This window comes from Saltatorellus ferox (assembly GCA_007751475.1).
In the GTDB taxonomy this organism is placed as follows: domain Bacteria; phylum Planctomycetota; class UBA1135; order UBA1135.
The window spans coordinates 511246-536287 of sequence record CP036434.1 but is presented as its reverse complement, the minus strand read 5'-3'; the positions used below and the strand labels follow the sequence as shown (position 1 = coordinate 536287).

The window sequence follows — 25042 nt, the reverse complement described above, 5'->3', positions numbered from 1 at the left end:
CCTTCGCTTGACTCTTCCTTTCGCCATCGGCCTGATGGGCGCGGCTCTCGCGGTCGCCTGGCCCCTGTTCCGCACGCGCACGCACATGCTGCTCGCGCAGTCAGGGGTCGCCTTGTTCTTCGGCGTCCACTACATTCTGGAGGGCGCGACGACCGGGGCGGCCATGAACGCGCTGGCGTTCGCGCAGGCGCTGATCGCGATTCCGCTCGGCGCCCGGCCAGGCTTCCGGAGGGCCTACCTGGCGACGCTCCCGCTGATCGCGGTCGCGCTGGCCGCGACCTGGTCCGGAGCCGCCTCGGTCTTTGCGGCCGTCGGCTTCGCGCTGATCAGCCTCGGCCGCTATCAGCTGACCGCTATTCGGTTCCGCGCGTTCCTGGCGCTCGCGGTCCCCTGCTGGATGCTGCACAACTGGACGGTGGGCTCCGTGCCCGGGCTGATCGCAGATACTTGCACGCTCCTCACGAGCGCATGGATGCTCCGCCTGGACTTCGTGGCGGCGCGCCGCCTCGCCGTGAGGGTGACGTGACCGCATTCGAGACCCCACCATGGGAATCGGAGGGAGCCCCAGTGGATCGAAGGGGTTCCCCTCAAGACACCTGGCACTCACCCTCGATAGGCCTCGTCGATGCCGCTGCTTCGCACGGGCGCCTGCGGCGATCATCGAAGTATTTTCCGACCGGAGCAGCAAGCGATGACGACCAAGATGGGCAGTGCCCTGATCGAAGGGATGACGGCGGACAAGAGAGGCCGGACGGCGGTACTGGAAGCCCGGATGCACCTCGGCGAGCACGTCCCTTCCCTCGCCGTGGCCTTCCTCTCGGAGGGCCCCGATATGGAGGTGGTGCTGCGCTCCATTCGCGCGGAGCTGGGGGATGTCCCGCTCGTCGGCTGCTCCAGCTCGGGCGAATTCACCGATAACAAGTGCGGGCTAGGGGGTGTTTCCCTCAGCCTGATCGCTTCGGACCGCATGGAGATCCGGATCGGCGTGGGTGACTCCTACGTGGATGACATCCAGGGCAGCGTCGACCGCGCGACCGCCGGATTCAAGGCGCGCTCGGATGAGGCCGCTCGCCCCGGATGGCGCGGCCGGACGCTCATGCTCTTCGTCGACGGTCTCGCTGGCAAGGCGGAGGATCTGGTCGACGAACTCATCGCGATCACCGGCATGCAGTACCAGCTGTTCGGCGGCGCCGCCGCGGATCAGGTTCGTTTCGAGAGGACCAGTGTCTTCCACGGAGAACGAGTCCTCTCCGGTGCCTTCGTCTGCGTCGAGATCCTGTCCGAGAAGCCCTTCGGCGTAGGCATGAGCCACGGTTGGGACAAGGCCGCCGGCCCTTTCCGCGTGACCGCATCGACCGGCAACCTGCTCCACGAAATCAACGGCATTCCCGCACGGGAACTCTACGCGGACTACGCCGTCGAGCAGGGCCTGGACACGTCGGACGAAACGATCTTCCTGATGCAGAACATCATCGGCATCGAGGATGGCGACAATACGAAGCTACGGGTTCCGCTGGCCGTCGAGGAAGATGGCACGCTGATCTGCTCGACCGACGTGCCGACGGGCGCCGTGGTCTACATCATGCGGAGCGACCTCGACCACGTGCTCGCCTGCACCGAGGAAGCGATCGAGCGCGCCTCCGAGGAAGATCCTTCCTGTTCGTACGCGGGGGCACTCCTCATCGGGTGCGTCGCGACACGCCTTCAGCTCGGCGACAGCTTCTCTTCGACGATCGCGCGCGCCGCCGAGAAAATGGGCACCGCACGAATCGGTGGCTGCGCGGCGTTCGGTCAGATCGCGAGGATCGGAGCCTCGTTCACGGGCCGCCAGAGCGCGGCCTCCGTCGTTTGCCTGATCCCGGAGTGAGAGCGCTTTGGCCTCTGGATCCAAGAGCCCCGGTCAGCGGGACGTCACCAGGCTCGCGCTCGACCTGATCGCTGGCACAGGGGACATCCGCGAACTCGCGCAAGAACTCATCGATGAGGTGGAAGGTTCGTGCCAGCTCTCGTGCCATCCATCGGGCGCGGCCCTCTACATGTGGGATCGCACCGTGAACGCGTGCTACGCGCTCAGCGCAGTCCCTCCGGCTATCAGCGGTTCCGCGCGCCGACGGATGGCCGAGGCACTGGAAGAGGCGTGGTCGGCGACCTCGGTCCCGGTGAGCGCTGACGTCTCCGGAACGACAGTCCTGCTCTTTCCGCTGTTCCACGGTGAGGAGCGCGCGGGAATGCTGGCGCTCGTGGCACCGCCGCCCACCGTCTGTCTTCCGACGCTGGCTCGGCTATCGTCGGCTGCCTATTACCTCGTCGCTGCCGCGGCGCAGCACGTCGAAAGAGTGGAGGCAGCGCGTCGACGTAGCGAGCTCGAAGGCACGCGAGCAAGGCTCGAGGCTGCCCTCGCAGAGTCCTACGGAAAGCAGCAGACGATCGAGAAGATGGCCGCGTCGCTGGAACTCGCCAGGGCGGAGCTGGAAGCGTCGCACGAGACGCTGGAGGACCATGTCCGCGAGCGCACGAACGAACTCGCGACGGCGAACGAATCCCTGGCGGAGGCTTCCCGCAGGGCCCAGGCATCGAGCGATGCGAAGAGCCGGTTCCTGGCGGTCATGAGCCACGAGCTCCGAACGCCGCTCACCAGCATCCTCGGGGCGGCCGAACTCCTCTCGCAGCACTGCGACGAGAACGAGAATGACCTCATCGCCACCGTCAGAACAGCTGGCCAGGACGTCCTCGGCATCGTGTCGGACGTGCTCGACTACTCTCGCCTCGAGTCGGGCGAGGTTTCGGCCGAACTCCAGCCGTTCCTGGTCGACGAACTGCGCGCGGGCGTCGTCTCGGCCTTCGCAAGCCGCGCCAGTGCCCGCGGCCTGCGCTTCGACGTGACTTGCCGCCTGCCCGCCCGCGCGCTGTGGCGCGGCGACCGGGTGCACGTCGCGCGGGTCCTCGAGATCCTCGTCGACAACGCCGTCACGTACACGGATTCCGGTGGAATCCAGATCACGTTCGAGGAGATGGCGGGAGCCCCCTCGATTCTCGTGTCCGACAGCGGTCCGGGGATCCCGGTCGAAGTTCAGGAGCGAGTTTTCTCGGCCTTCGAACAGGCGGACACGTCCAACGCGAGGAAGTTCGAGGGCGCCGGACTCGGGCTGGCGATCGCGCGCTCCCTGGCGACGCTCATGGGTGGGGAGCTGAGGCTGCAGAGCGAGCCGGGCCGTGGTTCTGACTTTCGGCTGGTCCTCCCGGCGAGCGCTGGCATGGAAGCGGCACCGTCGTCAGCAGCGACGGGCCCACCGCGCGCGTCAGCGCCGCGACATGGTCGAGTTCTTCTGGTCGAGGACAACACCGTCAATCGGCGCATCGTGGCGCGCCTGCTCACACGGATGGGACACGAGGTCATCGAGGCCGTCGACGGAGTGGAGGCCGTAGCACGCGCGCTCTCGGACGCTCCGGACGTCGTCCTGATGGACATCCAGATGCCGAAGATGGATGGCCTCGAGGCCACGCGGCGGATTCGCCTCGACCTGGGCGAGATCGCACGGGTGCCCATCCTGGCCTTGACGGCCAACGCCACGCCCGAGGAAAGGGCGCAGGCCCTCGACAGCGGGATGAACGCCTTCCTCGTCAAACCGATCCAGGTGGAAACGCTCCGCGACGCGATCCAGGAAGCGCTGCGGCTGCCTGAATCCTCAGTCGGTCCTAGCGAGTAGCCCGGCCAGAGCGGCTTCGCAAAGGACCGAGACGGCCTTCGTGCCATCGAACTCCAGGAGTTCGTCGACCTCGCCAGGCGTCGGTGGTAGGTAGCTCGCGTGAAGCGTCCGGGCAATCGACGGGTCCGCATCGCTGACGTTTCCGGGCTCCTGCCGCCGATCTCGCGCGCGCCGGGCAGCCGTCTCGGCGTCGATGTCCACGTGGAGGATCGCCAGCCTCGCGCCCGCAGAGCGCGCCGCATCGGCGGCGCGCGCGCGGTGCTCGGGCGTCGGGAAGTTGCCGTCGAGAAGGACGCACGGCCTGCCGCTCTCGGTCGACGCCGCAGCGAGGCGCAGCAGCTCTCCGTAGGTCTGCTCGGAGAACGCAGCGCTGTAATGCTCGGCAGACGCGTGCTCGGTGGGCTCGAGACCCGCAAGCCCCTTGCGAACCACGTCCGTCGCCAGGTGGGGCCACTGGCTCACGTCGCGCAGCTCTCGACAGAGGCTGCTCTTGCCGCTCGCTGGAGGTCCGGAGACCAGAAGCCACCATGGACCCTGACTCTCGATCGTGCACGTGCACGCCAGGATCAGGTGGCGACGCGCGGAACGACGGGCCGCCTCGCGAACGCCATCGGACACCTCCTTCTCGGTCGCCGTGAGCGCGGCCACCTTGCCGCGGATCATTGCCCGGTAGCTGCAGAGCTGCGGCAGGAGCACCGGGAGGCGAGCGTCTCCGCTGTGGTCCACGTACGCATCCACGAAGGTGCGCGCCAGCTCGGCGGCGCCGCGGTGGCGCAGGTCCATCGCCAGGAACGCGACTTCGGTGACCACGTCGCCGCAGCGAAAGGCCGGTTCGAACTCGATACAGTCGTAGATCGTGGCGGGGTCGGTCATGCAAACGTTGCGCGTATGTAGGTCCCCGTGCCCGTCGACGACGCGCCCGCTGGCGGCGCGCTCCCGAAGCTCCGGCAAGATCCGGGCGAAGGCACGTCCGCTCGCGCCCCGCAGTTCGGCGAGAAGCTCCTGGGGCAGGCCGTGATCGGCGATCTCCTGCAGCTCCTCGAAGTTGGCGTCGGCGAAGCCGATGAGCTTGTCGGGCGCGCCGAGTTCGCGAACCTCCGCGCCGCCGTCAGCGTCTCGGTGAAACGCTGCCACGACCCGCGCGAGTTCACGGATCTCGTCGTCGGTGACGGTCCCCGCCGCCGCGAGCTCGTCCAGCATCCGGCCCTGGGGCAGCCGCGCCATGACCACTGCCACGTCGAGATCGCCCGGCCCTTCATCGTCCCCGAGCTCTGCGATTTGGAGCTGCCCGTCTTCCATGCGCACCGCAGAGGTTCCGAGGTACATCTGAGGGCAAAGCCGCCGATTGAGCCGCACCTCGTCCCGGCATGCCTTCCGCCGCGCCTTGAGCGGCGCGAAGTCGACGAAGGGCAGCGTGATGGCCTTCTTCAGCTTGTAGACGCGGTCCCCTGCCAGGCACACGATGGAGAGATGCGTTTGGATGATCTCGACCGTTTCCGCGTCACCTGGATAGCAGCCGGGTTCACGGAGTCCCTTCAGTAGTTCGTCGGTGTTCACGTCGTGCACCGTAGCACGCGCCGCGCGCCACCGGAGCTTCCGCGACGACCGCGCTGCGCTTCCAGCCAGGTTTCCCGCCGAAGAAGCCGGCTGGGCCATCGGACCGAGCGCCCGATCGACGTCATGGAACGTACGAGTCAGCGAACGCGTCCACGAGAACCGCGACCACGAGCAGACGAAACAGGCGACGCAGGCCTCTGCCGGGCTCATCCTTCGAAGGGCGATTCTCGAGTTCGTGCGTTTCGATCCAAGCTTGCCTGACCCGGAGCCCTGCGCCGGTACCGAACCCGACCGGGTAAGGTAAGGCTCGGTGCGGCGCCGCGAAACCGTGCCGGCGCGCTTTGGACACCTCATCGCCGCCCCACTCCCTTCGACTGATGAGCTCCTACGAGATCCGATTGATTCCTGAACAGCCGGCCCTGGTCCCCGGACTTTCGTTGCGGATGCAGGCGATCGCCCTTGCCCGATCGACTTTTCCTGGAACTCGCGACGTGACGTTCAAGGTCGCGGACGGGATTCAGCTGGTGGACTGCGGCGGCAACCTCGATCACATTCGCTGCCCAGAGTGCGGTGCTGATCTCCAGGCCGCATGGTCTACCGCGATGGACGCCGCCTACGACGGCGACAGGTTCCAAGACCTCGGCTGGACGACTCCGTGCTGCGATCACGGCACAACGCTGCACGATCTGGACTACGACTTCCCCATGGGCTTCGCGAGAGCAACGCTGGCGATCGCGGACCCTTGCCGCCCCATGCCCCAAGGCTTCCCCGCGAAGGTCGCAGGCGTGCTCGGCTGCGACCTTCGCTTGATTCAAGCCAACGACTGAGGTAGACCGCGATAGAGCTGTTTCACTGCATCAACCGTCCACCTCATCATTCTCCCTATCCTCACGCTCTTGGCGGTACCGAACCTGGCGGTACCGCCAGGGAATCGAGCCTGACCCGGGATAGAGCAACTCTTCTTCTGTAATTTCGTCCGCGAGGAAGATCAGGCTTGCTCCATGGTGAGGTATTGACGGCCGGCCTCCCAATCTTCGGAGACCTCCATGGCCAGGGCAGTGACGAGCCGCAACAGCGCGGCTTCGTTCGGGAAGAGGCCAGCGACTCGCGTTCGCCTCTTGATCTCTTTGTTGAGCCTCTCGACCGCGTTCGACGTCCGGAGGCGTCGACGATGGCTGGCGGGAGATTGGAGGACAGCGAGTCCCTCGTGGATGTTTTCTTCGATCCACGCGGCGACCCTGGGCTCCGAGTCCTGGTACTTGACAACGACCGTCTTGATGATCTGCTCGGCGTCGGCCATCGTCGGCGCGTTGAAGATGGAGCGGAGGTCCTCCGCCACGTCCTTCTTCATGACGATCTTGGAGACGTAGGACTGCGCGTTGCGCTGCATGTGGCACTGGCATCGTTGCCAGGCAACGCCAGGGAAGACGGATGCGAGAGCGGCCTTGATGCCGGGGTGGTCGTCACTGGTGAAGAGGCGCACACCATGCAGTCCACGGAGGACGAGCGACTGCAGGAACTCCCGCCAGTGGACCTCAGCTTCGGAGGTGGCAACGCTGACGCCGACGATCGATCGCTTCCCGTCCTCTCGTACCGCCATGGCGACGAGAACAGCCGCCGTGACCACGGAGCCGCCGATCCTCACCTTCTCGTAGCGTGCATCGAGCACGAGGTAGGGACAGGCGCCGATGGGGCGACTCCTCCACGAGGAGATCTCTTCGTCGAGGAGCTGAGTCGCGCGTGAGACTTGAGAAGATGTGATCTTGAGCCCGCAGAGCTCCTCAGTGACCCTCTGAACGCGGCGTGTCGAGACGCCGTTGATGTACATTTCTGCGATCGCGAGCTTGAGAGCCCTCTCGCCACGTTCTCCTCGCTCGAGGGCGTTCGGATAGAAGCGCTCTCCGCCCTCGGCGGCTTCCCGAACCTGCGGGATGCGCAGCTCGAGCTCGCCGACACGAGACGCGACGCGCTTGGGCTTGAACCCGTTCGCGTACCCGCGCCTGGACTCTGCGCGTTCGTACGGCGCGGCGTTCAGGTAGTCGGAACGTTCGATCAGCATGGCTTCGTTGAGCAGGATCTGGATCGCCTCAGCGAGACGGTCGAAACCGTGCTCAGTCAGAAGTTCCAGGACGAGGGAGATCTTGTTAGCGTCGGCTTCGTGGTGAGGCATCGTTGGTCGAGTGGGGTTGTGGTTAACACCACGAAAGCCAACGATGGCCTCCCACGCAACCGGCACGTGACGAATCGGCCCCTCAGGGGTGAGGGCCGATCCCTCACGCGCCTTGCAGGTTCAGATGGTCAGTCGAGCCGAAGCCGAAATTACAGAACAAGTGATACACCCCCTGACCCGGCGCGGGCGCGGACTCCCCTGAGCTGAGCAGAGCCAGATCTGCGGGGCCAGATCAGCGGGGAATCTGACCCCGCACAGGGGCTGAGAAGTCACACTCCCCGCCATGAAACAGCTCCTCCCCGTCGCCGTTGCGACTCTCTGCCTCCTCGTCTCCGCTTCATGCGGCGGCTCCGACTCTCTCACCGGCGAGATGACCGCCACCACGTCCCAGTTCGTTGAGACTCTCAAGGGCATCGACAGCAAGGAAGCTGCGGAGGCCGCGGCACCCAAGCTCAAGGAGATCGCCGCCCAGATGAAGGCGATCCAGACCAAGGTGGAGGCACTCCCCAAGGAAGAGCAGGAAGCTCTGACCAAGAAGGCAGAGGGCAACAAGGAGATGAACGAGATCACCACGGGCATGATGAACGAGATGAGGCGTCTCATGAAGGACCCTGAGATCGCTGCGGTCCTTGGTCCCGTCATGGATGCCATGGACAACTGATCGCCCGCGGTTGAGCCGGATCAAGGAGGCCCGCCACAAGGAGATCGCCGCCCAGATGAATGGCGGTACCGAACCTTGTGGCGGTACCGCCACACAGGTCCATGGGGTACATGATCCATGCGATCCTGGACCGTCCGGTCCTCAGCGGGCACCATGGAGCAACTACCCGCGGCCCGCTCACTAGCCAACCAACCAAACAACTTGAATACTGCTTCCAAGGTCAAGTGGCTCTTCTTGCTCCTGATGGCTTTCGGCATGGTTCTCGCCACCAGCCAGAGCAAGGTGATCGAATCGAAGAAGGTTCAAGCCTCCACGGAGTCGATCTACGAGGATCGCCTCCTGGTCAAGAGCCTCATACTGGATCTCGCTTCTCACCTGCACGAAAAAGAACTCGCGTATGTGACGTCCGACACGGACTACTTCGCCAGCCGGGACATCGGGATCGACGACGCCATCGATTCGGCCATCGTGCGATTCGAGCAGACCTACCTCACGAAGGTGGAAGAGAGCACGCTGGCGCGGTTCAAGAAAAAAGTCGAGGCTCTCCAGGCGCTGGAAGATGAGCTCGACGTCGCAAGCAATGCCACACTGGGCTACACCAAGGATTCCAAGCTCGCAGGACTTGTGAATGAACTGCAGGCCGACCTCAAAGAGCTATCCAGCATCCAGATGAAGGAAGGGCGGCGGCAGGTGGGGATCGGTGATAAGGCCATTGGGCGAATGGCCCTCGTCTCAAGCATCGAGATCGGTCTACTCTCGCTGATCGTGCTGGCGTCACTCATCGTCATCTTCTACCCCCGGCGCTGAGCGAGGCCCCACCTGGTCGAGTCCCCAGGCTGCTGGACTCCATAGGGGCCATCGAACGAGTCTAGCCACCTGGAGTGGAACGACGTTTCGATCACGGAGGCGGCCGACGCGCGGCCGTCGAGGACCGTGACCTGGCCGTATCGCAGGCTACCGAGCGCTGCGAAGAGAGGCGGAACGGCTTCGGCGAGAGCGGTGGCGATTTCATCCTCCTCCGGCTTGAGAGGACCAGCGAGCAAGAATCACGGGAACCTCGCGAATCGATGATGGGGAAGGAGTAGCCGCCGCGAGACGCGGTCATGGGGCCGTCCAGAGGTTGCAGGGCCTTCTGGCGTACAGAAACGTCCCCTTTCGAAACTCCTCCGTCTTCCCCCATTTCCATGGTCCTTCACGTCGCCACTCGCGTCAGGTGAGGGCCTCGTTCTCGTGAACCTTCATTGAGATCGAGAACCGCAAAATGAGACAACACCTCTTTCATCGAAGCGCCCGCGCGATCTCGACGCTCTTCCTCGCCGTCTCGCTGCCTGCCGCATCATCGATGGGCATCGCTTACGGCCTGAATTGTCCGTCTGCAGCCGGTTCTTGGATTCCGGCAAGAGCCCAGGCAGACCCCGCGCACGCTTCGGCAGTCCTTCCCAAGTCAGGCGTTTCGAACCCGCAGGAAGCCGCCAGGTCGATGGCGCGACTTGCAGGCCTCGACTCGTTCGAGCTGGTCGCCGTGGAGGCTCCGGAGGATGACCCGGATTCGTTTTCCATGCTGGTCGAAACGGCGGAGCATACGTGGACCCTCGCCCTGGAGCGCCGCTCGGTCTGGAGTCCGGACGCACAACTCATCGTCATGGGCGGCCATGGCGAGCGCAACGCTTCCGTCCTCGCGCCATCTCGCACGTACCGTGGCCGTATCCTCGAGATACCCGGTTCGCGCGTGAGCGTAGGCTTCACGGACGCGGGGTTCCGTGCCGTGCTGCATCGTCCAGGTGAGCCCGCGGCGGCGATCGAACCGAGCGGTTTCGATGATGGATTGAGCGTCTACTACGAGGTCTCCGACGTTCGTCACCCATCCACCTCCTGCCAGCAACCGACTCTCGCGGATCTTCGACAAGATCCGCGGGAAGCTCAGAGGGGTATCGCCCCGCGGACTGGACGTCCTGGCGTGGTTCCGCCCGGAAGTGGCAACACACTCGGCGCTACGAGCAGCGCGATGTACGTGGCCGAACTGGGCGTAGACTCGGATTTTGAGTACTTCCAGTTCAACATGAACAGCGTGTCTCGAACCCGGGACGAGATCGCGATCATCGTCAACAACATCAATCTGGCCTATGAGCAAGACGTGAGCATCGCGCACGTGGTCACGCGTCTCATCGTCAGAACGGACGCTAGCACAGACCCTTATACGTCCGCCGAGGGCAGCGCGATCAACAACGAGCAGCGGGCGGAGTGGACCAACAACCAGTCAGACGCGCTCTACGACCTCGTCCTTCATATGACGGGACTCAACACCTGGCGTCCAGGCAGCACGGGGGCCATGGATTTTTCGCTGATCGGAAGAGCCTACGCGATTGGCGTCGTGTGCAACCGAAGCGCCGCGTTCTGCTTTTCCGAGGGGACCAGCAATGATCTGAGCCAGGCTCAGTTCGTCGGCCACGAACTCGGCCATCTCTGGAACGGAAGGCACTGCGACAACGATAGTTCTACGTCGAATACGTGCATCAATGCCATGCCCTGCCTTCTGATGTGCTCGACCATCAACGGCTGCCAGAACATGAGTCTGGTCGAGTTCGGGCCCTGCAACGCCGGTCGAGTCATCGACCATCGCAACGCCAGGCAGGCCTGCCTCGACGTGTCCGACAGTGGTTTCCTCTGGGTGCAGTTTCGCGACTGCGGGATGACGTGCGGAGAGAACGGAACCTCGGACTTCCCGTTCTCCTCGCTGACGCAAACGCTCAACGCGACCGGATCGCCACTTCGAGTCAAGATCTTCAGCGGGACGACAGCCTCTGCCCCGGACGACGTATTCCCGATGATCATCAGCCACTTCGTGGTCCTGGAGGCCTTCAATCCCCAGGCTGGCGTGGTGAGGATTGGAGACTAGTGATCCAAAAGTTCGCGCCATTTCTTCGGCCCCCTTCGCGCTTCAGCTGCGTTGCCGAACCTTGGGCGAAACTACTGCTACGGACTGCGGTTCGGGCGTTGAATGGACCTTGACGATCTCAAGCCTCCCGGCGGCGTCGAGCGACCCGGCGACCCGCAGTTCCCGCGCTTCGTTCGAGGGGGAACTCTCGCCGAGCGTCGAGACCATGCTCTCCTGCGCCCTCGGCCTGACCGCGACCGGTGATTGAGGTCGCTCCGGCGACCGGGGCAACGGCCAGACTCGCGTAGGAGCGCGGCGGCGAGACGACGCAGGAACGGTTTCCCCTGCTGGAGCCGGGCGAGGTAGGGAGCTTGGGCTCGGGGGCACTTCATGGTCTTCGCCGGGCAGGACGCGCGCCTCGGGCCGCTGGCTCCGCTACCCCGACCCTCTCCGATGACGGGAATCGCGATTTCCGGAGGACCAGGAGATGGGGCCCCGAATCCGGGTAGCCAGGACCCGAACAAAAACCTACCCTCGGCGCATGACCGCCGCGCACCGCCCCCGAACCGTACCGACCGGATGGTCGGCGGTGGACGCCGTGCTGCGCGCTTCAGAGGGAAAGGAGTGGGATGCCCTCGTCAGCCAAGGCGCCGCCGGGGGAGATCGGGCCGCAGAAGAACTCCCCTCCTCCAGTGGTGGCCTCGTGCGGGGCGCCGTCCATGAATGGTTCGGCGTGGGTCAGCCGGGCGGGGCTTCCGAGAAGGGCTCCGCCTGGTCGCCGCCCCTCTTCCTCCTCACCCATCTCGCGCGCCAGGCGGCCCGTGACGCCGCCGATCGTGGTGCACCGGACCACGTCGTCTGGATCGGGCGAAGCGTCTGGCCCTACCCGCGCGCTCTCTCCCATCCGGTGGGCGTCGATCTCGTGGGCGAGCCGGGCTACCGGCCGCAGCTCGAGGCTTCGATCACGCTGGTGGATGGGGAGCAGGATAGAGCCACCGGGCCCGACCTCCTTACGCGCTCGCTCTTCGTCGCCACCACCACCGGCGAGAAGCGCTCCAGAGGCGAGGTCAGCGAACGGCTCTGGGCCATCGACACCACCCTGCGCTGCCCTGGCGTCACCGCCGTCATCGCCGACGGTTCGGGGCTGCCGATGGCCGCGACGCGCAGGCTCCAGCTCGCCGCGGCCTCCGCTGGCGCGCTCGTGCTCCTCGCGCGGCCACCCGAAGAGGTGCGCGAGATCTCGGCGGCGACCACGCGCTGGATGGTCACCCGGGAGGCCGTACCCGACGAAGAGATGTCGCGCGCGAGCCCCCGCTGGAGGCTCGCGCTGATCCGCGCCAAGGGCGCGCAAAGGGTCATCTCTGCCCCGGACATTCCGCTGCACACACTTCGCGGAACCGGATCGGGGAATGGGCCCGAAGACAGACTCGAAGATAGGGAAGCCATGGGAAGGAGGAGGAACCTACCCGGAATCCAACGGTACATGCACAGCCATGCGGCGCGTCCTAGCACTCCACCTGCGTTCCTTTTCGATCGACCTCTCCCAGCGTCGGCGCCAGCGCGCGATGCGTCAGCCCCATGCCCCGAAGACGTCGTGCCTTCTCCTGACACGAACGAGCGGCGGGCGCGCCTCCATCGCGGCACGCTGCAATGAAGCCGCGCGCCGCGGCGTGCGCGTGGGCCTGTCGCTCGCCGAAGCCCAGGCGCTGATCGACCCGCGCGTTCGCGCCAAATCGGGGGATCCGTGGGTCGAGGAACTCAGCGAAGAGCGCGACCTGCGCGCGCTCCACGCCGTCGGTATGTGGCTGATGACGCGCTTCTCCCCGGTAGTCGCGCTGGATCCACCCGAGGGTCTCTTCCTCGACGTGGCAGGCACCGAGCGCCTCTTCGGCGACGAGAACGATCTCTGCCGCGCGATCCTCGGCGGCATGCATCGCTTCGGACTCGGCGCGCGCATCGCGGTGGCCGATACGATCGGAACGGCGTGGGCCGTGTCACGCTTCGGCCAGACGCCGCGCGCGATCGTCGAATCGGGAGAGGAAGGCGCCGCCCTCGCGGACCTGCCGATCGAAGCGCTACGCCTGCCGGACCCCGCGCTCGGTGATGCGCTGCGCGAGCTCGGCGTCGAGCGGATCCAGCAGCTCATGGAACTCGATCGCGATCGGGTCGCGGCGCGCTTCGGCGCGGACCTCGGGCTGCGGCTCGACCAGGCGCTCGGACGCGCGTTCGAGACGGTCACCCCGCTGGTGTACGAAACGCCTCCCGTGACGGAGCGAATCTTCGAAGGACCGGTGAAGCAGCTCGCCGCCGTGGTGCAGACGGCGGAGACCCTCGTGTACGAACTCAGCGCCGATCTCGCGCGCGCACGGCGCGGACTTCTGGAGGGCAAGCTCGTCCTGAAGCCCTCGGACCTGCCCGCTCGCCACGTGCCGATCGCGCTGGCGAGACCCAGCGCGGACCCGAAGCATCTGTGGACCATGCTGAAGCCCAAGGTCGATCACGTCCACCTGGGCTTCGGCATCGAGAGCATGCGCTTCGTCGCCGTTCGCACGGGCCGGCTGCCCACGCGCCAGTCGAGCGCGTTCGGCGTCGACGCCGAGGACGCCGGAGGCGCGCGCCGTTCTGGCCCGCACCGTCTTGGCCCGCACCGTCTTGGCCCGCACCGGCTTGGCCCGCACCGGCTCGTGCTGGACAAGCACATCGGCGAACTCATCGACATCCTCGCGGCGCGCCTCGGCCTGCCCGCCGTCGTCGTCCCCCACGAGGAAGCGACCCACCTTCCGGAGCGCGCCTTCACGCTCAAGCGCCCGGGCGAGCCCCAGGAGCCGCCGAGGAAACCGCTCCAGACCTCAGCCGCACACCGAGGGGCCCCACGGCCCTCCAAGCTCTTCGATCCGCCCGAGCCCGCCACCTTCGACCTCGAGGACATGCACGGAGCGCCCCAGCGAATCCGCTGGCGCGGCATCGCCTACCGCGTCCGCCGCGCGCGCGGCCCCGAGCGCATCGCCCGCCCCTGGTGGGATGACTCACCGGCCTGGCCCGACGGTTCACCTCACACGGTGCGCGACTATTTCCGCCTGGAGACGAGCTGCGGACGCTCCCTGTGGACGTTCCGCGAGCCCAAGCATGGCCGCGCGTTCATCCACGGTGAGTGGACATGAACGTCCGTAAAGTTTTCCTACCGGGAATCGGCGGCGTTGCTCCCTGTCTTGGTCCAGACTTACGGCCAAAACGCCGATGGGAGAGACTCGGTAGGGCCCCAGCGCCTCCTCCACGCGACCACCGCAACCGCCAGAACCAGCAGCAGACCTTTGAAGATCTCCATTTTTGGAATGGGTTACGTCGGAGCCGTCTCCTCGGCGTGCCTCGCCGAGCTCGGCCACGAAATCGTCGGGGTCGACCTGAACCCGGCCAAGCTGGAGTCCATCTCCCAGGGGAAGTCGCCCGTCATCGAGGCCGGGGTCGCCGAGCGGATCGCCAAGGCCCACGCCGAGGGCCGGGTCCACGCGACCAGCAACGCCCACGACGCGGTGCAGCGCACGGACCTCAGCATCGTCTGCGTGGGAACGCCGAGCAACGCCGCGGGTGAGCTTTCGCTCGGCGCGGTCGACGCCGTCGTCAAGGAGATCGGCGAGGCCATCGCCAAGAAGGACACGCCGCACACCCTCGTACTTCGCAGCACCGTGATCCCGGGTGTCACCGAGGACCGCGTCGGACCCGCGCTGGAGAAGGCGAGCGGCCGTAAGCTCGGCGACGGGCTGGAACTCGCGTTCAACCCCGAGTTCCTCCGCGAGGGCACGGCGGTCAGCGACTTCTACTCACCGCCCTTCACGCTCGCCGGGAGCGCGAGCCCCGGCGGCGCCGAGGAGGTGCGCCGCATCTACGACGGCGTCGACGCCGCGTTCCACGCCACGAGCTGCCGCGCCGCCGAGTCGGTCAAGTTCCTCTCCAACGCGTTCCACGCCGTCAAGATCGTCTTCGCCAACGAAGCGGGCTCGCTCCTGAAGGACATGGGCGTCGACTCGCGCGAGGCGCTGAAGCTCTTCTGCGAGGACCGCAGCCTCAACATCTCCCCCGCGTACCTGCGCCCCGGCGGCGCGTTCGGCGGATCGTGCCTGCCCAAGGAAATCCGCGCGTTCATGGCGCTCGCAGGCATCCGCAACATCTCGATGCCGATGATCGAGAACGTGATGGCCAGCAACCTGAGCCAGAAGCAGCGCGCCTTCGACCTCGTGGCCAAGCACGGCCGCGGCCGCGTCGCGCTCTTCGGGCTCGCCTTCAAGCCGGGCACCGACGACCTGCGCGAGTCGCCCCACGTCGACCTCGCCGAGCGCCTGCTCGGCAAGGGCTACGAGGTCGTGATCTACGACGAGGCCCTCGAGATGGGCCGCATCCTCGGCGCCAACCGCGAGTTCATCGAGAAGGAGATCCCGCACCTCGACGAGCTGCTCGTCAACGACCCCGTCAAGGTCCTCGAGGGCGCCAAGACGATCGTCGTGGCCCACGCGCCGGCGGCCGCGCTCGACCTCATCAAGAAACACCACGACGGCCGACCGATCGTCGACGTCAGCGGCATCGACGCGCTCCGGCGCATCGAAGGCGCGAACTACGAAGGTCTCAGCTGGTAATGACCGCTTCGGACGATCGCCCCAGGCTTCTCTTCATCGCGCCCTGGTTCCTGTTCCCCACGATCAGCGGGGGCCGGATTCGCACGGCCGATATTCTGCGCGGGATGCTCGGCGGCCGGTTCCACGTCACGCTCCTCCAGCCAGAGCCCCCGGAGGGCACCGAGGTCCACCGTGACGAACTCGTGCGCGCCGCCGACGAGGCGATCTTCTGGAAGGACGACTCGAAGCGCTCGAGCCTTCGCCGCCTCGCGGCCGTGGCTTCCTCGCTGCCGATCTCGGTAGCGACGGACGATTCGCCGAACGCTCGCGCCGCGATCCGCAAGGCGCTCGAGCAGAAACCGGACGTGGTGGTCGTGGACTTCGTGCACACCGCGATGCTCTGCCCCGAGGCGTTCGGGATGCCGAGCATCGTCTTCACCCACAACGTCGAGGCCGAGATCTACAAGCGCCAGGCCGAGCGCGCTGACAAGCCCTGGATGCGGACGGTCTGGAAGAGCCAGGCGCGCAAGATGCATCGCTTCGAGGCCGAGACGCTCAAGCGCTTCGACGCGGTCATCGCCGTTTCCGACCGCGACGCCGAACAGTTCAACCAGAACTTCGGCATCCCCCACACGGCGACGATCCCCACCGGCGTGGACATCGAGTTCCACTCGCCCGCGAAAACCGCGCGCGAGGGCGACCTCACGGACAAGACGCCAGAGCTCGTCTTCACCGGCTCGATGAACTGGCTCCCGAACATCGAGGGGCTCGAGTGGTTCCTCGCCGAGTCGTGGCCGAAGATCGCCGCGGCCTGCCCGGGCGCGAGCCTCAAGGTCATCGGCCGCAATCCCGACGAAGGGCTCGTCCAGGCCGCCAAGCGCGCGAACGCGAACTGGAACTTCACCGGCTTCGTCGACGACGTGCGGCCGCACATCCACGGCGGCGACCTCTCGATCATCCCGCTGCGCATCGGCGGCGGCACGCGCCTGAAGGCCTACGAGGCGATGGCGCTGGGCTCCCCGCTCATCTCGACGACCCTGGGCGTCGAAGGCCTGCCGATCGACGACGGGGCCCACTGCCTGATGGCGGACACGGCCGACGCGTTCGCCGACGCCTGCATCGATCTCCTGCGCGATGGCGAGAAGCGCGAGCGGATCCGCGCCGCCGCACGCCAGGTCGTCGTCGACCGCTTCTCGTCGAAGAAGGTGGCCGAGGTGTTCGAAGAGATCTGCCTGAAGGCCATGGGCAAGGGCCCCGCCGGCGCTTCGGCCCGTGCCAGCTGAAGCGGCTCCCTGAAGGAAGAATCCCGGTTTCGGCCAATGGACAGGCCTGGCCGATGACGAATGCGGCGCCCCGGAGTACGTTGATGAGCCCCTGAACGATCAGGCTCTCTTCTTCCCCGAGGTCCCATGTGGTTCACCGCCCTTCTCGCCGCCGCGGCCGCCCAGGCTGGCGCGAGCACGCCGCCCAACTTCCTGATCATCCTGCTCGACGACGTCGGGCGGGACAAGGTCCAGGCCTACGGTGACCAGCCGAACTGCCAGCCCACGCCCAACATGGACGCGCTCGCAGCGCAGGGCGTGCTGTTTCGTAACGCATGGTCGTACCAGTCCTGTAGCCCCACGCGGGCCGCACTCCTCACGGGACGGCACTCGGATCGCACCGGCATCGGCTCGGTCATCCTCGGCGGCGACGGCGTCTACACGCCGCTGGCTTTGAGCGAGGTGACGATTCCCGAGGCTTTGCCCGAGCACACGAGCATCGCGCTGGGCAAGTGGCACCTGCTCGACAGCGGCGATCCGGCAACCCATCCGATCGACAGCGGCTTCGACGCGGTCTGCGGCTTCCTCGGTCCGAACGACTACTTCTCCTGGGACTGGAACCTCAACGGCACCGTCACGCCACGGACCGGATACTACCCGACGGAACTCGCGGCGCAGACGATCGCCGTGCTCGATCGTGTGACGGAGCCGTTCTTCGTCTACTACTGCCCGAAGTTCGCCCACGCGCCTTTTCACACGCCGCCCTCCATCCTGCACGGCCAGGGGAACTCGACGTCGGCGGTCATCCAGCACCAGGCGATGACCGAGTCGATCGACACGATCGTCGGACGCGTGCTCGCCCACGTCGACCTCAGCACGACCTACGTCTTCCTGGTAGGTGACAACGGCTCCCCCGGAGAGACCGTGGCCTTTCCCTTCGAGGCAGGAAAGGTCAAGGGCTCTGTCTTCGAAGGAGGGCTCCGCGTTCCAATGATCGTCGCGGGTCCAGGTGTCGCGCGGGGCGCGGAATGCGACGAACTCGTGCACGTGACGGACTACTTCGCCACGATCCGAACCCTCAGCGGCCTTCCCCCGATCGGGCTGGGCGCCGAGGATTCCATCGACTTCGCGCCGCTCCTGGCCGATCCGGCGAGTCCCGGCGTTCGGGACACGCTCTACGTTCACAAGTTTCCCTTCCCTGGTACGACGGGCCAGAACTTTCGCGCGCTGCGCACGAAGCGCTGGAAGCTCATCGAGCGAGTGACGAGCGGCGGCCATGAGCTCTACGATCTCTCCGTCGACCCGTTCGAGAACGACGACCTCTTGGTGTCTCAACCGGGCCCCGCGACCAGCGCGATCAAGAACCGCTTGCTGGGCATGATGCCGACGTTTCCCTGAGGGGCAACGATCGCGGCAAGGGAGTAGACTCGGCGGCACGATGCGCCGAGCCGACCGCCTCTTCGAGATCATCCAGCTTCTCCGTGGACGCTCGACCACCACCGCTGCCGAACTCGCCCGGGAGCTGGAGGTCAGCGAGAGAACGATCTACCGGGACATCCAGGACCTGATGGCCTCGGGCGTGCCGATCGAAGGAGAAGCAGGCGTCGGCTACGCGCTCGATCACTTCGACCTCCCGCCGCTCGTCTTCGACCGGGACGAGATCGAAGCGCTCGTCTTCGGCATGCGGATCGTGGAGTCGTTCGGAGACGCAGAGCTCGCCGCCTCAGCGCGGCGCGCGCTGCGCAAGGTGGAGGCGGCGCTCCCCGATCATCGGCGTCCCTACGTCGAAGGAACGCCGCTACTGGCGCACAACATGCGCTCGTACCCGCCCCTGAAGTTCGACCTCGCGGTCTTGCGACACGCGATTCGAGACTTCAGGTACGCCGACCTCGACTACGTCGACGCCGATGGAGCACCCACCCGGCGGCGCGTACGGCCCCTGGGCATGGCGTTCTTCGGGACGACCTGGCTTCTGATGGGCTGGTGCGAACTTCGTGAGGACTTCCGCTCGTTCCGACCGGATCGCATCCACGGCCTCGAGATCAGCAGCGAGACCTTCGTCGATGCGCCGCCGCGCGATCTCTGCACGTACTTGACGACCCTGCGGCAGTGCAGCGAACCGGATTTCTGATCGCTCGCCGCTACATGTACGGCATGGGCGGGACCGTGCCGACGAGCCTCGCATAGACGGAGAGCGCGCCGCGGTGATGCGCCGTGTGGTCCTGGATGCCTGAGACGATCGACATACGGGGAAGGCCGCCCATCACGGGTCCGTCGGGGATGGGAGCCATGAGTTCTGCGTCCGAGAGGCTCGAGATTCTGGCTTTCACTGCTTCGTAGGAGGTCGCGAGTGCGGCCCTGGCCTTCTCGAGCGAGGTAAAGGATCGCGCTGCCGCGTCGTGGGCCTCGAAATTCATATCGAATCCGTCGGCACGGTCGAACGCGCCCTCCACGAACCAGTCGATGGTCAGCGCCACATGCGCCACCACCTGGGCTGCCGTGAACATGCCGTCGGCCGGGGCGAACTTGGAGTGTTCCTCCGTGAGGGCGCTGCTGGAGCGCTCGAAGTATTCCTGGCTGGACTGAAGGGTGCCGAGTAGCTGTGCTTGGATCATGGGGCCAGTGAGGATGGGGCCAGTGAGCATGGGAAGGGACGGGAAAGCGGATCGCCACCTGGCGAATCAACGGCGTGGAGTATGGAAGAGGGCTCCTGACAGCGTGGTGTCAGGAGCCCTCTGGAATCTCGGCGATCTCTTCTCCGCGTCCGCTGAGCGAGTCCGTCGATCAGGCCTTCAGTCTCTCTGGTCCGATGGCTCGCGGAGTGTCGCGACCACCTTGCCCTCCGAACCGAAGAGATAGGCTGCCTCCGTTCGGTTGTCGAGGCCGAGGAAACGTCCTCCGGCCACCGGTCGAAGCTGCCCCACAGGTGCTTCCGTCACCAGCTCGACGTCGTCTTCGATCCCGCTCAGGGTCCAGCGACTACGGCTTCCGATGCCGCCCGTATGAATCACGGGCCGATCGCCTGGGGCCAGCGAGTGGATCGAGTGCTCGAAGACCCGGGAGCGACCGGTCGCGACCTCGAAGAGCTGCGCGCGACCGCGGGCGACGCCGAGCGCCAGCCAGCGAGCATCCGGCGAGACCCGGAGTCCGTGGCCACCCTCGGCGACAAGACCGAGCGGCGCGTCCGCGCCTGTCCTGGCGTCGTGGTGATGCACCGTTCCATCCGAAGCGATGTAGAAGACCTGCATCGGGTCCGCGGCCGCGACGGCAGGGTCCCGGTGAGTGTCCAGCATGAAGGGCTCCGCGAGGTCATCGTTCGATCGAGAGGCACGGAGGATTCCGCCGCCATTGCCCGAAAGAGGCCGAACGCGCTCGAACCGCCAGCCACCGTGGTTCGCCTCCGACTGAAACTCCTCCGGGTCGCTCTTGGCCACGGCCCCCGTCGCGAGATCGAGGCTGAAGAAGTCAGCGGAGTCTGCGATCTGAAGCGCACCGAGCATCTTCGTTCCGTCCATGGAGACGACGGACGCGAAGCACCCGATGCCGCAGGGGACGAGTGGGTGCCGTTTCAGGGCGGCATCTGGCAGAAGTTCACGCTCGAGAGTGGCCAGGTTCACCGCCCAAATGGAGTCGCGGTGCATGAGCCTCGCGGGGTGCTGCAGGAACAGATACGCGGTCTGGCCGTCCGGGCTGACGCTGCAGTTCGAGGCGTCCAGGTAGGCGGTGGGATCCTCGAAGAGCGGCTCTGGTTTCGTCCAGCGCATCGCCAGCAACCCGAGGTACAGGGTCGCCAGAAGCAACACGACGACGGCCGCGAATCGGCGGCCGTAGCGAAAGATCCGCGAGGTGATCGAAGGCCGACCTCCACCGGTTTCGCGGTATTCTGCCTCGGTGGCTCCGGGGACGTGGTGACCTTGGAGGGATGGGCTCGGGGACTGCATGAGTGTCCCATCGACGTGGGACAGTCACCGACTTGAGGGGTCGGAAGGAATTTCCGGGTCACCCACGAAAACGGGCGGCAGACCCGTGTTGGATCCACCGCCCTCGTCTCGAGCCGCGTTCGTCACGCAGCCGCTCTGAATCGCATCAGAGGTAGTCGATCTGGAGGCCGTCGGTGAAGTTCGAGGTCGGGCCGGTCGCGCTCGTGTCCCGGAACCAGGCCTGGTAGTTCCAGGTCTGACCCGGGAGGATCGAAACCGCGCCGTTCGGCTGGGGCGTGTTCGTCAGGTCGAGGGTCAGGCCGATGGTGCCGGACGTCCCGCTGTTCTGAATCTGGCCCGGGCCGACGTAGCGGCCAATGGCGCCGGAGAGGCAGAGGTTGCCGGAGCTACCGCCGGGGTTCATCACGAAGCCCTGGGTCTGGCTGACGATGAAGAAGCCGAACGACGTGGCGGGCAGCGAGCTGGCCATCACCATCATGTTGTTGTTCGCGGCCGAGGTGGACCCCATCGCGCTGATCACGGCGGACGATCCCGTGGAGTTCACGTTCGCCATGCAGTAGTTGGTACCGGGGCTACCGATCGGCTCCCCCTTCGCAAACTCGATATTGTCGAAGAAGAAGAGGTCGCCGTTGTTGCCACCCGAGGCCATCCGGATCTCGTCGAACGTGAGGTCGTTCGTCATCTCGTCGAGAGCGGGAGCGCCGGTCGGATACGGCGTCGCCGGGTTGACGTAGAGACGCACGCGCTCGGCTCCCGGAAGGAAGTCGACGCGGTAGACGAGGCGAGCCGCCACGGTGTCGTCCGTTCCGGCAACGGTGATGTCGGGGCCGCCGTTGCCGGCGATCCCCCACTGATTCGAGTTCCAGGTGGCGCCCATGAACATGACCTCTCCACCGCCGGCGTGCCAGAAGGAGATGCCGCCGAAGTGATCCGCCGGCAGTCCCGCGTAGGCCATGGCGCTGAAGGAAACCCAGACCGTCGTGTTGTCGGCACCGAAGCGACCCGTGACGGGCTCGATCAGGTCAGGGTGCGCAGCGAGATCGAAGCGACGGTAGGACTCGCCGAACGGAACGACCTGGCCGGCGTGACCGCCGATCGCGTCTGCGAGCGGGAACATCGGCGTCGTCGTGTTGTCGAACATGGCGAGTTCCATGTTCGTGCCGCCGGAGACGTACCAGTTGTTGCTCCAACCGGTGCCGCCGCCCATTCCGTTGAATCCTCCGGGGACGGGGTAGTCGAAGGACTCGGTGGCGATGGGCGTGACCTGCGCGGCAGCCGCGGTCATCAGGACGGAAGCGAGAAGCGAGAGGCGAAGCATTTTCATGAGCAGGAATTTGAGTTGGACGGAGAACCGGCGACGATGCGTGGAGCCAGTGACCTGGGATCGATCGTCGCACCCCGATATCCTTGCATAGATCACCCATTCCTGGGGATGGATTTCCTCCGCGCGCCATTACCCGAATGGCCTCGCAGGCGAGCCATTGGGAGAGCGCAGCCTCCGAATTGACATCGCGTTGACAGGCCATGAACGGTTCGGTCGTAGCGTCCCAAGGTGGAAACGGCAGGACCATCGCGTCGAAGGAAGAAGCGCGTTCAGGAGGCGATCCTGATCGGTTCGAGCGTCACCGTCGCCGTGGCGCTCGGCTGGGCGGGATGGCTCGTCGGTCACGCGCCGGACGAGCTCGCCGAGGCGGAGGTCGCGAGCACCGCGCGACTGGTCGCCGGAGACCTGGAACGGCAGTGGCAGGCCCTGCGAAACAGCGAGCACTTTCGGGCGTTCTCCAGCGGTGCCGTCGAGTCGATCCAGGAGCGCGCCCTGGAAGGAGCGGCCGAACCACCCGCGCGCCAGCCCGTCCTTGCCGATTCGGCGGAGGACCCGCGCGCCTTCGTGGCGCTCTTTCGCGAGGCGGAGAGGCTCGCGCGGGAAGGCGAAGAGAGTGAGGCGCGGGAGGTGCTCGCGGACGCGCTCGCCACGGGGCCGATGAACAGCGACGCGCCCGCGCTCCGCTCGCTCGAACTGCGCCTCGCGCTGGGACGCTCTGGCGAAGGAGACGCAAGCGAAGCGGCGCTCGCCGCGTGGGACCGGCTCACGGCCGAGGTCGACTGGTCCGCGTCGCGGGACGGCAGACCCGTGCGGCTGCTGGCAGGCTGGCTGGCCGCGGGCCATCTCGACGAAGACCGTGCGCTCGCGCTCCGTGAAAACGTTCTACGCGAGGGAGCGCGCCACGTCATCGGAGGCCCGTCGGCACTCGATCGCATCGTTCGCGCGGACCGCGGCCTGCGCCTCGAAGCGGATCCGGAGACGGCCGCCACGCTCGCGCTCTGCGAGTCCGTGTGGCCAGGCATGGGCGACGCGCTCCGCGCGACGCCCGCGTGGGCCGCGCGCATGGGGGCGGGGCTCGAACGCGCGCTCGAGCCCGTTAAGGCTGCTCCTGGCCAGACCGGCTGGTCGTTCACCGCCACACCTCTCGGCCTCGGTGCCATCCGCGCGGGCCAAGCGCCGTTTCTGGTCGAAGAGGCGAACCTCGCCGACCTCGTTCGGCGGGAGCTCCCGCTGCCCCCGGGGTTCTCGATCGCTCTGGAGAGCGAGGCTCCAGGCGAAGGCTCGGCGATGCTGGAGCCGATCGAACTCGACGGACTCGTGCCCGGCGTTCAGCTCTATCACGTGGATCCCGCGCGCCTGATTCGAGCGGGCGCGCGCCGCCGCCGCATCAGCGCGTGGTTGCTCGCTGCGCTCGGGATCGTCTGCGTCGCGGCGGCGCTGGTCGCGGCTCGATCGCTGCGGCGGGAGCGCAGGCTCGCCGAGCTGCGCAGCACCTTCGTCGCGGGCATCTCCCATGACCTGCGCACGCCGCTCGCGTCGATCCTCTTGATGGCGGAGAACCTTCGAAGCGGACGCGTCGGCCAGGAGCGCACCGCGGAGTACGCCGCGGGCATCTCCAGCGAGGCCGAGCGCCTGCGCCGGCGCGTCGACGACGTACTCGACTTCGCGCGCATCGAGCGCGGGGAGCCGACGCGGGCGCTGCGAGAGGAGGTCAATCTGCCCCAACTCGCGCGGGATATCCTCGGCTTCAGCGAGGAGCTCGGCCTCCAGGCTGGCTTCGCCTTCGAGGGCGAGGCCAGGGACCTGCCCCCCAGCGCGAACCTCGACGCCGACGCGCTTCGCCGAATCGCGGGCAACCTCGTTCAGAATGCGCTGCGGCACAGCGGGGGCACGCGCCTGCGCGTGAGCTTCGCCGCCGAGAACGATTCGCTCTTGCTGCGCGTCGAGGACGACGGCTGCGGGATCCCTGCCAGGGATCGCGCGCGCGCGCTCATGGCCTTCGAACAGCTACGACGAGATGTGAATCCCCACGGCGGCACCGGGCTCGGGCTCGCCATCGTCTCCGGTCTCGTCGACGCCATGGACGGTACCCTCGGGGTCCATGACGGCCTCGACGGCGCGGGCGTCGCTTTTCAGGTTTCTCTCCCCATGCACTCACTAGCCCCATGACCAGCCCACGCAGGGTCCTCGTGATCGAGGACGAGAAGATGCTCCGGATGGCGCTGGTGGATGCGCTCGTCTCCGAGGAGTTCGACGTCCTGCAGGCTGCCGACGGCGAGGGCGGGCTGGAGCTCGCCCTGGCAGAGGGTCCGGATCTGATTCTGCTGGACCTGATGCTGCCGAAGCGCGATGGGTTCAGCGTTCTGCGCGCGATCCGCCAGGACCGCCTCGCATCGCACGTGATCATTCTCTCGGCCCGGGGAGAAGAGTGGGACCGCGTGCAGGGCTTCGAGTACGGGGCCGATGACTACGTGGTGAAGCCGTTTTCGATGCGGGAGCTGCTGCTGCGAATCCGAGCGCTGGAGCGCCGCGACGCGGGTGGCGCGCCCGGGATCGAGGACGCGAGCGGCCGCGTACGGATCGGCCAGGTCGAGGTGGACTTTGCCGCGTACTGCGTGGTGCGCGGCGAGGAGCGCATGGGTCTTTCGCGGCGCGAGCTGGAGCTCTTGCGGTACTTCCTGCTGCACGAAGGGGAAGCGATCGACCGGCTGCGGATCCTGACCGACGTCTGGGGCGCGAACGAAGCGCCGACCACGCGCACCATCGACACCCACGTGCTGAAGCTGCGCAAGAAGATCGAGGCGAACCCGGCCGATCCGGTTCACCTGCAAACCGTGCACGGGGTTGGCTACCGCTTCACGCGGCGGGACTGAGCCCCGATTGGCATCGCGTTGACATCGCGTTGACATCCAGCCGTGGAGGCGATGACAGGCGAAAT

Annotated in this window: 22 protein-coding genes; 16 read left to right on the top strand and 6 right to left on the bottom strand. The window is 66.5% G+C overall.

All coding sequences use genetic code 11. The features are described 5' to 3' along the window. Positions 1 to 7 precede the first annotated feature (7 nt). The 3 genes from Poly30_RS01970 to Poly30_RS01960 all read left to right on the top strand — a co-directional run bounded on the left by Poly30_RS01970 (position 8) and on the right by Poly30_RS01960 (position 3707). A complete protein-coding gene (locus Poly30_RS01970) occupies positions 8 to 526 on the top strand; it encodes a YgjV family protein (RefSeq protein WP_145194345.1) in 519 nt (172 codons plus the stop codon). Between the two features lie 165 nt (positions 527 to 691). Further along, positions 692 to 1867, top strand: a complete 1176-nt coding sequence (locus Poly30_RS01965) for an FIST signal transduction protein (RefSeq protein WP_419190848.1) — start codon at positions 692 to 694, stop codon at positions 1865 to 1867. Between the two features lie 7 nt (positions 1868 to 1874). Further along, positions 1875 to 3707, top strand: a complete 1833-nt coding sequence (locus Poly30_RS01960) for a response regulator (protein WP_145194343.1) — start codon at positions 1875 to 1877, stop codon at positions 3705 to 3707. On the opposite strand, the gene Poly30_RS01955 is transcribed toward Poly30_RS01960, so the two are convergent. Further along, entirely contained in the window at positions 3687 to 5264 is a 1578-nt protein-coding gene (locus Poly30_RS01955) for a bifunctional aminoglycoside phosphotransferase/ATP-binding protein (RefSeq protein WP_419190847.1), read from the bottom strand. The genes Poly30_RS01960 and Poly30_RS01955 overlap by 21 nt on opposite strands. Positions 5265 to 5641: 377 nt before the next feature. On the opposite strand from Poly30_RS01955, the gene Poly30_RS01950 reads away from it, so the two are divergent. Beyond that, complete coding sequence (locus Poly30_RS01950; protein ID WP_145194341.1) at positions 5642 to 6091, top strand: hypothetical protein; 450 nt, start codon at positions 5642 to 5644, stop codon at positions 6089 to 6091. 161 nt (positions 6092 to 6252) lie between these two features. Here Poly30_RS01950 and Poly30_RS01945 read toward each other — a convergent pair whose 3' ends face one another. Next, entirely contained in the window at positions 6253 to 7434 is a 1182-nt protein-coding gene (locus Poly30_RS01945) for an IS256 family transposase (RefSeq protein ID WP_145194340.1), read from the bottom strand. Positions 7435 to 7717: 283 nt separating this feature from the next. Between Poly30_RS01945 and Poly30_RS01940 the strand changes: the two genes are divergently transcribed. Together Poly30_RS01940 and Poly30_RS01935 are read left to right on the top strand one after the other, a co-directional pair. Continuing rightward, positions 7718 to 8095: a hypothetical protein gene (locus Poly30_RS01940; protein ID WP_145194339.1), complete on the top strand. Its 378-nt coding sequence runs from the start codon at positions 7718 to 7720 to the stop codon at positions 8093 to 8095. Between the two features lie 153 nt (positions 8096 to 8248). Next, a complete protein-coding gene (locus tag Poly30_RS01935; protein ID WP_419190846.1) occupies positions 8249 to 8902 on the top strand; it encodes an MCP four helix bundle domain-containing protein in 654 nt (217 codons plus the stop codon). On the opposite strand, the gene Poly30_RS01930 is transcribed toward Poly30_RS01935, so the two are convergent. Beyond that, positions 8887 to 9138 carry a hypothetical protein gene (locus Poly30_RS01930; RefSeq protein ID WP_145194337.1) on the bottom strand — a complete coding sequence of 84 codons (252 nt, stop codon included), beginning with the start codon at positions 9136 to 9138 and terminating at the stop codon, positions 8887 to 8889. The two genes, Poly30_RS01935 and Poly30_RS01930, sit on opposite strands and share 16 nt — an antisense overlap. Positions 9139 to 9356: 218 nt before the next feature. On the opposite strand from Poly30_RS01930, the gene Poly30_RS01925 reads away from it, so the two are divergent. The 8 genes from Poly30_RS01925 to Poly30_RS01895 all read left to right on the top strand — a co-directional run bounded on the left by Poly30_RS01925 (position 9357) and on the right by Poly30_RS01895 (position 18970). After that, the gene (locus Poly30_RS01925; RefSeq protein WP_145194336.1) at positions 9357 to 10991 is read left to right on the top strand and encodes a zinc-dependent metalloprotease family protein; all 1635 of its coding nucleotides are present in this window, start codon (positions 9357 to 9359) and stop codon (positions 10989 to 10991) included. A gap of 109 nt (positions 10992 to 11100) precedes the next feature. Further along, the gene (locus Poly30_RS28045; RefSeq protein WP_419190845.1) at positions 11101 to 11238 is read left to right on the top strand and encodes a hypothetical protein; all 138 of its coding nucleotides are present in this window, start codon (positions 11101 to 11103) and stop codon (positions 11236 to 11238) included. A 273-nt stretch (positions 11239 to 11511) separates the two neighbouring features. Further along, positions 11512 to 12624, top strand: coding sequence for a hypothetical protein (locus Poly30_RS01920; protein WP_145194335.1), 1113 nt, complete (start codon positions 11512 to 11514; stop codon positions 12622 to 12624). Next, positions 12536 to 14131, top strand: a complete 1596-nt coding sequence (locus tag Poly30_RS01915) for a Y-family DNA polymerase (protein ID WP_145194334.1) — start codon at positions 12536 to 12538, stop codon at positions 14129 to 14131. Before Poly30_RS01920 ends, Poly30_RS01915 begins: the two co-directional genes overlap by 89 nt. 36 nt (positions 14132 to 14167) lie before the next feature. Continuing rightward, complete coding sequence (locus Poly30_RS01910) at positions 14168 to 15598, top strand: nucleotide sugar dehydrogenase (protein ID WP_419190844.1); 1431 nt, start codon at positions 14168 to 14170, stop codon at positions 15596 to 15598. Then, positions 15598 to 16860, top strand: coding sequence for a glycosyltransferase (locus Poly30_RS01905; protein WP_145194332.1), 1263 nt, complete (start codon positions 15598 to 15600; stop codon positions 16858 to 16860). Before Poly30_RS01910 ends, Poly30_RS01905 begins: the two co-directional genes overlap by 1 nt. 126 nt (positions 16861 to 16986) lie before the next feature. Next, positions 16987 to 18237 carry a sulfatase-like hydrolase/transferase gene (locus tag Poly30_RS01900; protein WP_145194331.1) on the top strand — a complete coding sequence of 417 codons (1251 nt, stop codon included), beginning with the start codon at positions 16987 to 16989 and terminating at the stop codon, positions 18235 to 18237. 40 nt (positions 18238 to 18277) lie between these two features. Beyond that, a complete protein-coding gene (locus Poly30_RS01895) occupies positions 18278 to 18970 on the top strand; it encodes a helix-turn-helix transcriptional regulator (protein ID WP_145194330.1) in 693 nt (230 codons plus the stop codon). Positions 18971 to 18980: 10 nt separating this feature from the next. Here the strand turns inward: Poly30_RS01895 and Poly30_RS01890 are convergent, their stop codons facing one another. The 3 genes from Poly30_RS01890 to Poly30_RS01880 form a co-directional block, all read right to left on the bottom strand. Next, positions 18981 to 19454, bottom strand: a complete 474-nt coding sequence (locus tag Poly30_RS01890; protein WP_419190843.1) for a DinB family protein — start codon at positions 19452 to 19454, stop codon at positions 18981 to 18983. 177 nt (positions 19455 to 19631) lie between these two features. Beyond that, a complete protein-coding gene (locus Poly30_RS01885) occupies positions 19632 to 20780 on the bottom strand; it encodes a hypothetical protein (RefSeq protein WP_145194328.1) in 1149 nt (382 codons plus the stop codon). Between the two features lie 145 nt (positions 20781 to 20925). Further along, positions 20926 to 22104, bottom strand: a complete 1179-nt coding sequence (locus Poly30_RS01880; protein ID WP_145194327.1) for a hypothetical protein — start codon at positions 22102 to 22104, stop codon at positions 20926 to 20928. Positions 22105 to 22332: 228 nt separating this feature from the next. On the opposite strand from Poly30_RS01880, the gene Poly30_RS01875 reads away from it, so the two are divergent. Further along, the gene (locus Poly30_RS01875) at positions 22333 to 24273 is read left to right on the top strand and encodes a sensor histidine kinase (RefSeq protein ID WP_145194326.1); all 1941 of its coding nucleotides are present in this window, start codon (positions 22333 to 22335) and stop codon (positions 24271 to 24273) included. Then, positions 24270 to 24977, top strand: a complete 708-nt coding sequence (locus Poly30_RS01870; RefSeq protein WP_145194325.1) for a response regulator transcription factor — start codon at positions 24270 to 24272, stop codon at positions 24975 to 24977. Before Poly30_RS01875 ends, Poly30_RS01870 begins: the two co-directional genes overlap by 4 nt. Positions 24978 to 25042 lie beyond the last annotated feature (65 nt).